7 protein-coding genes are annotated in these 7,305 nt (G+C 44.8%); 1 reads left to right on the forward strand and 6 read right to left on the reverse strand.

From position 1 onward, the window contains the following. Positions 1 to 27 precede the first annotated feature (27 nt). The 3 genes from QME20_RS17780 to aceK all read right to left on the reverse strand — a co-directional run bounded on the left by QME20_RS17780 (position 28) and on the right by aceK (position 4,147). Positions 28 to 1,428, reverse strand: coding sequence for a HAMP domain-containing sensor histidine kinase (locus tag QME20_RS17780; protein ID WP_281716340.1), 1,401 nt, complete (start codon positions 1,426 to 1,428; stop codon positions 28 to 30). Further along, positions 1,425 to 2,105: a response regulator transcription factor gene (locus tag QME20_RS17785; RefSeq protein ID WP_014950502.1), complete on the reverse strand. Its 681-nt coding sequence runs from the start codon at positions 2,103 to 2,105 to the stop codon at positions 1,425 to 1,427. The genes QME20_RS17780 and QME20_RS17785 overlap by 4 nt, the downstream gene beginning before the upstream one ends. 311 nt (positions 2,106 to 2,416) lie before the next feature. Further along, positions 2,417 to 4,147 (reverse strand): bifunctional isocitrate dehydrogenase kinase/phosphatase, encoded by a 1,731-nt coding sequence (gene aceK, locus QME20_RS17790; protein ID WP_014950501.1) that lies wholly within the window; start codon positions 4,145 to 4,147, stop codon positions 2,417 to 2,419. A gap of 179 nt (positions 4,148 to 4,326) precedes the next feature. Between aceK and QME20_RS17795 the strand changes: the two genes are divergently transcribed. After that, positions 4,327 to 4,725, forward strand: coding sequence for a response regulator (locus QME20_RS17795; protein WP_014950500.1), 399 nt, complete (start codon positions 4,327 to 4,329; stop codon positions 4,723 to 4,725). 104 nt (positions 4,726 to 4,829) lie between these two features. Here the strand turns inward: QME20_RS17795 and arsB are convergent, their stop codons facing one another. Genes arsB through QME20_RS17810 form a run of 3 tightly spaced genes read right to left on the reverse strand, consistent with a single transcriptional unit; the run spans position 4,830 to position 7,115 of the window. Then, positions 4,830 to 5,858 carry an ACR3 family arsenite efflux transporter gene (arsB, locus tag QME20_RS17800; protein WP_014980115.1) on the reverse strand — a complete coding sequence of 343 codons (1,029 nt, stop codon included), beginning with the start codon at positions 5,856 to 5,858 and terminating at the stop codon, positions 4,830 to 4,832. Between the two features lie 22 nt (positions 5,859 to 5,880). Continuing rightward, positions 5,881 to 6,648, reverse strand: coding sequence for an arsenical resistance protein ArsH (gene arsH / locus QME20_RS17805; protein ID WP_014950498.1), 768 nt, complete (start codon positions 6,646 to 6,648; stop codon positions 5,881 to 5,883). Continuing rightward, positions 6,648 to 7,115, reverse strand: a complete 468-nt coding sequence (locus QME20_RS17810; RefSeq protein ID WP_049586016.1) for an arsenate reductase ArsC — start codon at positions 7,113 to 7,115, stop codon at positions 6,648 to 6,650. The genes arsH and QME20_RS17810 overlap by 1 nt, the downstream gene beginning before the upstream one ends. Positions 7,116 to 7,305 lie beyond the last annotated feature (190 nt).

The raw sequence follows: 7,305 nt of genomic DNA on the forward strand, positions 1-7,305 counted from the left end.
TTGTCGACAAAAACAATAGTCCAAAGCTTAACGCTTAAACGTAAATACCACACCTAACCCGTGCCCTTTAACTAGCGGGTCGTGAATAAACCAAATGTGGCCGTCGTGTAACTTCACAATGGCAGACACAAGCGATAAGCCCAACCCATTTCCCTTACTGGTTCTACTGCCGTCTGCCCGATAAAATCGGCGCTCCAGATTCACAATTTCATGTTCACCCACGCCAATTCCCGCATCGTTCACGGCAATCACGATATGACTTGCTGTGGTAGAGAGCTGTACGGTGACCACACTTTTTTCGTTAGAGTACTTTATGGCGTTGTCTAACACGTTAGCTACAGCTTGAAATAGCAGGTTAGGATCGGCAAGCATTGTAACTGCATCGAGCTCGCTCGAAAGGGTAATGTCGCGCTCTTCTGCAAGGGGGTGATACAGGTCAACCACGTCCTCTACGATGGCGCGTGCGTCAGTGGAACAAAAGCCTTCTTTCTTATTGGTGGTTTCAAGCCCACTTATGCGTAACAAGCTGTTAAACATGTTTAGCAGGTTGTCGGCTTCTTGGGTTGTATCTTCCCTTAGTTGAGTGTCTTCGATTTTTTCTAGCGTGTTGCGAAGTCGAGATAATGGAGTGCGAAGGTCATGGGCGATGCTATCGGTCACTGACTTTATATTGTTGACTGAACTCTCGATAGTATCGAGCATTTGATTAAACACAAATGACAAACTGCTCAGATCGTCCCAATTACTGTCAATTTCTAAACGCTCTTGCAGGTTTCCCGTTTTGATAATCTTATCCGCCGTTTGCGACATGCGGTTAATTCGATTAACCACGTAAACGGCTATAGCGAAGCTCAGCACACTCAAGGTACAAAGCAACACCACAATGATCCAGCTGAACGTTTTACCAAACCACTGTGCGCTGTATAAATCGTCAATGCCACGACCAACGTAAAGCACGTGATCGCCAAGGGTTACTTCTCTCATAAGTGCTTGGCGCAGCGTTTTTCTCGTTGTGCTATTGGGGCGGGTGATAACTATTTCTGCGGTAGCAAAACTGGCGCTTTTGTGGCGCTCAAGAACAAGGGGAATTGACGACAAATTGCCAGCCACTACTTGTTCATCTTTACTCAGTGCAACAAATGAACGTAGGTGGTCGGACGCTGAGGTGATTGTTGAGCCATTTGGCGAATGTTGGCCATTGTCTTTGGCTATCGCTAACTTAACCGCGTCAATACCGAGGTTTTCATAAAGAGTAATCAGCGCGTTTGTTTTGGCATTAACGGCAGCATTCGATTCCGAAATAAACAAGTCGCTGCTCGTTAATCGCCAAAAATAAACAATTAAAACAATGGCAATACAAGCCAGAGTAGTGAGCAATACGCCTACGCGAAAACTTGAACTACGCGTAAAGTCGCGTATTGCTATCATGCAAGCCCATCCGCTATTCGATACCCTGTGCCTCTTACGGTTTCGATAAGCGGGACATTAAACGCCTTATCCACTTTTTGACGCAAGCGGCTAATGTGAACATCTATCACATTCGTTTGCGGGTCAAAATGATAGTTCCAAACCTGCTCAAGCAGCATGCTTCGCGTCACGACTTTACCCTTGTGACGGAGCAGGCATTCAAGCAATTGAAATTCTTTAGACTGCAGGTCGATCTCTTGATCGCCGCGCAATACTTTGCGGTTAACCAGGTCTAGAGTGAGGTCGCCTACTTTTATCAGCGTCTTGTCTTCACCTTCTTTGTTACGACCTGCAAGGCCCTCAACGCGAGCAAGTAACTCTTCAAAGGCAAAAGGCTTAGTTAAATAATCATTAGCGCCTGTGCGAAGGCCTTTGACCTTGTCTTCAACCTGACTTTTTGCACTCAGTAATAAAACGGGCGTTGTGTTGCCTTCTTCGCGAAGTTTTTCTAAAACAGAAAAACCGTCGAGTTCGGGCAGCATCACATCCAGAATTACGGCGTCTAATTCGTTACTTGACGCCTGTTGGTAGCCTGATGTTCCATCACCTACAGTAATACATTCATGCCCTTCACCCAATAGTCCATTTGCAATGTGCGAGGCAACCTTTGGATCATCTTCTACAAGTAGCACTTTCATTATTACGCTTCTTTTGTTTATCAACATTCACACACTTGTTTGGCGTTGCTGTCGCCATTATGTGGCGATTAATCGTCAGCAAGCAAAATCAAGCAGTCGCAAAGCAGTATCGCTTTCACATGCTTTTACGAGTGTTAAGTAACGAAACGATCACTTTTAAGCTTTTTCGCATGTAGCGACAATTTGTTCAGGTGTCTAGTGCCCTAGAGGGCGCATGCACAGTGCATTGGCATGTTCTACACTCTTGAACTGCGCTCTCAAACTGTACTGGGACTCGGTCAACGTGCATCTTGATCAAACACTTAACTTAGTTAGCCTCTGTCAAAACGCATGCTGGCGTTGTAAGGCGTGAAGTGTTGAACATCGCCTCGTGCACATTTTTCCTGAACTTCGTGCCAATATTCAGGGGTCATCAAATCACCGTGTAACGATTTAAGTATATCTTTGAACTTGCGTTTACCTACAATGAAGTGCTCAAACTGCTCGGGGAATACGTCGTTAGGCGCTACCGAGAGCGTATCAATAGCATAAGGATCGTCAGATTTCGGCAGGGATCTAAAATTGCGCTCATTCATTAAACAAATTTCATCATAGTCGTAGAAAATAACGCGGCCATGACGGGTAATACCGAAGTTTTTATGTAGCATGTCGCCAGGAAATATGTTGGCCATGGCAATTTGCTTAATGCACAGTCCAAGCTCATCTAGTGCTCGGGTAATTTTCTCTTCATCTGTTTCTTCTTGTAGATACAGATTAAGCGGCGTCATTTTCCGTTCAATGTACATGTGTTTAATGATGAGTTCAGATTCAGTGAATTCTAAGCTCGATGCACACGTCTCTTTGAGTTCATCAATTAACTCAGGCTCAATTCTGTCTAGCGGAAACCTGAAGTTTACGTACTCGTGGGTATCTGCCATTCGGCCCACACGGTCTGACATTTTCACTAACTTATAGCATTCTTTAACGTGTTCACGCGTGATTTTTTTACTCTCTGCAAACTCGTCTTTAATAATCTTAAACACCACGCCATAAGACGGAAGATGGAAAACCATCATGACCAGGCCTCGAATGCCAGGAGCCGCCTCAAATTTGTCGTCCGACTCGTCCATGTGCTGCAAGAAGTTGCGATAAAACACTGTTTTACCGTGCTTGTAGTGTCCCATTGCCATATACAGTTCAAAGTGCTTTTTATTGGGGAGAAGCTCTTGAAGAAAGGCGGCAACTTCCGCAGGATTTTGAGTGTCAGCCATAAAGTAGCTGCGAGCAAAACCGAAAATAACGCTTAAGTCTTTGCGATCAGTTAGCAGCGCATCCACAAACATATGGGGTTCGTTATAGCGTCGCATGGCGATAACAAACGGCAGCGTTTCGTCGGGCATGCAAATTCGCCCAATCAGGTAAGCGGCTTTTCCTCTAAAAAACGTAGGCTTAAGGATTTCCACAGCTTGAACGCTGGCTAGCTGCTCCTTATTCAACCGAGCGCGAAGCGCGCTTTCAAGGTTCTGTAGGTCTCGCTCGAAGTTTTCAAATGGAATGTTGTATCGATATATCTTAAAAATTGACTCGTACATTTCACGCACCGTGGTGGTGGTGTCGAAGCTGTTAATCACTTTGTCTCTGTCTTGCCCGGGTAAGAAACAGCGGCTGGGCAAGACAAACATCATATCGTTATCGATTTTTCTATGTTTAAACAAGCGACCAATTACAGAGTTGTAAAAGGTTTCGGCTAGCTCAAACTGCGGGTGGCCTTCTAGCTGTAAAGCAAATACTTTCTTAAGCTCTTGCCAGAAAGCGTCGTCTTTTTGATGTACTTGAGTTAGCTGATAAATTTCGGCGACAGCGTCTGACAGGCTTTGCTCGTAAATGGTTATTCGCTCTTTAGAGGCAAGCTGAGTTTCTTTCCAATTTCCCTTTTCGAACCTTTCTTGAGCGCCACGAGTGATGCGGGTGAACCATCGATAACTCTTATCGAAATGAGACAAAATTTGATAGGCAACTTTTCTTACCAAACTCTTATCTTGGCTGGTAGCTAACTCTTGCATGGTCGTGTGTTCCTTATTTTGTTACTCGCTATATCTACCACAAAATAGATAGCTTGAAGAGTGAAGTTTGGCGCAGATAGCGATTAAGTTACCAATTATCAGACACTTTTTTGTTTTATTATACTTTCGTTTAATGTATTCTGTTGGCGGATTAATAACCAATTATAAGTTTGTATTTGATGGGTTTTAATATTCTTATTTGTGATGACTCGGCGCTGGCGCGAAAAATGGCGAGAAGCAATTTGCCAGATGGCTTTGCTGAAACTATTTACGAAGTGTCAAATGGTATGGACGCGTTGGAAGTATTGGCTCATCACACAATAGATTTGGTTTTACTGGACCTGACCATGCCTGTTCTTGGTGGTATCAGTGTGTTGAGTGAAATAAAACGCCGTCAGCTAGAAACGTTTGTTATCGTCGTGTCTGGCGATATTCAGCCAATGATGCAAGAAAAAGTGATGTCTTTAGGTGCACTGGGCTTTATAGAAAAGCCGATAAAACGGGACGTGCTAACGTCAGTTTTGCAGCGCTTTGGCTTTATTCTTCCCGATACTTACAAACCAGCGATTGCGGTTTAAGATTTTAACGACTTATAAAGAGCGTTGTAAAAAGCGTTGATAAAGGTTGATGAGAAAAATTGATGAAAAGGGGCGAACTGCGGTTCGCCCTTTTTCATATGTGCTTAGTCAAACCAGTGGCGCGTTTTGTTCGCAAACCACACTAGCGAAAGCATAACGGGCACTTCAACTAATACACCCACCACAGTGGCAAGTGCTGCGCCGCTGTGTAAACCAAATAGCGAAATAGCGACGGCTACCGCCAATTCAAAAAAGTTAGACGTACCAATCATACATGCCGGTGCTGCAACATTATGCGGCAGTTTCATACGTTTTGCCGCAAAGTAAGCAATGGCAAAAATACCGTAAGTTTGTATTAGTAGCGGTATCGCGATAAGCACGATGTCTTGCGGCTGCGATAAAATAGTTTCGGCCTGAAGACCAAACAAAATAACAATAGTGAGTAGCAGGCCGATAACTGAAAAGGGTTTGAACTTGCTAACCAATGCGTCAACAGCGCCATTTCCTTGTGCGTTATTGCCTTTATTTTCCAAGTGACGGCGCGTGATATAACCCGCGACCAATGGCAATACAACATACAGTGCAACAGAAAGCAGCAGGGTATCCCATGGTACGGTTATATCTGTTACGCCCAGCAGCATGGCGGTAAGCGGTGCAAAGGCAACGACCATAATCAAGTCATTAATTGATACCTGGACTAACGTGTAGTTAGCATCCCCTTTGGTAAGGTGACTCCACACAAATACCATCGCTGTACATGGAGCGACGCCCAGTAGGATCATGCCTGCAATGTACTCAGTGGCAGTTTGCGGATCTACCCAGTCGGCAAAAATGCCCTTAAAAAATAGCCAACCCAATAGTGCCATAGTGAAGGGCTTTATCAGCCAGTTAATCACCAAGGTCAGTACAAGGCCTTTCGGCTTTTTACCCACGTCTTTAATTGAGCCAAAGTCTATTTGTACCATCATTGGGTAAATCATTAGCCAAATAAGTACTGCCACTATCAGGTTTACGTGCGCATATTCAAGCGCCGCAATAGACGCAAAGACACCCGGCATGGCATAGCCTAGGCCCACCCCTGCAACAATGCAAAGGCCAACCCACACTGATAAATAACGTTCAAAGAAACCCATTCTGATGCACCTTTGTCTTACTTTACAACGATTTTTGATTAACACGCTTACTCACTTCTTCTGCGCTTTCAACGCGCTCAGAATAGCGGTCAACGAGAAAGTCTTTGTTGTCGCGGGTGAGCAAAGTAAATTTCACCAACTCTTCAACTACGTCCACAATGCGGTTGTAGTAAGGTGACGGCTTCATGCGACCATCGTCTTCAAATTCTAGAAAGGCTTTTGCCACAGAAGACTGATTAGGGATGGTTAGCATGCGCATCCAGCGACCTAAAATGCGCATTTGGTTTACCGCATTGAACGATTGTGAACCGCCGGAAACCTGCATAATCGCCAACGTTTTACCTTGGGTTGGTCGAACGCCGCCAAGGCTAAGCGGTACCCAGTCAATCATGCTTTTCATAATGCCAGTCATGCTGCCGTGGCGCTCTGGTGAACACCAAATTTGCCCTTCAGACCACATCATAAGCTCACGCAGTTCTTTCACTTTTGGGTGTGAGTCATCTTCAGTATCTGGCTGCGGCAATCCACGAGGGTCAAAGATTTTGGCTTCAGCACCAAAGTACTCAAGCAATCTTGCCGACTCTTCAATTACTAGGCGGCTGTACGAGCGTTCTCTGAGCGAGCCGTAAAGTAGCAAAATACGCGGCTTGTGATCTGAGAACCTTGATGCAAAGTTAGCCATAATTGGCTTGTGCATTTGCGCCATTACCGCGTTATCAGATGGGCTTTGTGCTGTTGAGCTTTCTTGGTTGCTTGATATATCTTGGCTCATTGATTTACTGTTACCCATTACTGGGCTCCTAATTTTGATAGTGCCTCTTTAAGCGCTGTTTTATCTAAGTTTTTCTCAGCAAGCTCTGCTAATGCCGCTACACGCTTTTCAATAATATCGATAGTGTTGTTGAATGCCTCTGCTTTCTCTTGTTCGCTACCTTCTAACTTAGACGGGTCTTCTAAGCCCCAGTGCACCTTAAGAGATTTACCGAAATAAACAGGGCATGACTCACCCGCCGCTGAATCACAAACGGTGACAACAAGATCAGCATCGTAATCTTCAAATTCATCCCACGACTGGCTTTGAAGGCCGTCTGTACTAAACCCGCGCTCTGCAAGGTACTTAAGAGAAAGAGGGTGTACTTCCCCTACAGGCTGGCTGCCAGCACTACGTGCTTCAACATTGCCGTTCGAGGCGTTAGTGATGGCCTCGCAAAGAATGCTGCGGCAACGGTTGTGCGTACAAATATATAAAATCTTCATATAAAACCTTGTTTAATGGTCGAGGCTACTGTGGGTAGCTGTAATAAATAGAATAAGACTTCGAAAAAACAGATACTTGGCGACGTATTAAGCTGCAATTAACACTAGGGCCTGTATATGGTCTCCCCCTTTATTGCAAGAGTAAACATGCTGTTTGACTAAAATGGTTTGCGTCCGTATATCCGGCTTC

Origin of the sequence: Alteromonas sp. CyTr2 (assembly GCF_947311905.1) — a bacterium.
Taxonomy (GTDB): domain Bacteria; phylum Pseudomonadota; class Gammaproteobacteria; order Enterobacterales; family Alteromonadaceae; genus Alteromonas; species Alteromonas macleodii.

Bases quoted from the DNA above. Each gene is read 5' to 3' on its own strand.
- QME20_RS17780 (WP_281716340.1), bottom strand. From the start codon at position 1,428: ATGATAGCAATACGCGACTTTACGCGTAGTTCAAGTTTTCGCGTAGGC.
- QME20_RS17785 (WP_014950502.1), bottom strand. From the start codon at position 2,105: ATGAAAGTGCTACTTGTAGAAGATGATCCAAAGGTTGCCTCGCACATT.
- aceK (WP_014950501.1), bottom strand. From the start codon at position 4,147: ATGCAAGAGTTAGCTACCAGCCAAGATAAGAGTTTGGTAAGAAAAGTT.
- QME20_RS17795 (WP_014950500.1), top strand. From the start codon at position 4,327: ATGGGTTTTAATATTCTTATTTGTGATGACTCGGCGCTGGCGCGAAAA.
- arsB (WP_014980115.1), bottom strand. From the start codon at position 5,858: ATGGGTTTCTTTGAACGTTATTTATCAGTGTGGGTTGGCCTTTGCATT.
- arsH (WP_014950498.1), bottom strand. From the start codon at position 6,648: ATGGGTAACAGTAAATCAATGAGCCAAGATATATCAAGCAACCAAGAA.
- QME20_RS17810 (WP_049586016.1), bottom strand. From the start codon at position 7,115: ATGAAGATTTTATATATTTGTACGCACAACCGTTGCCGCAGCATTCTT.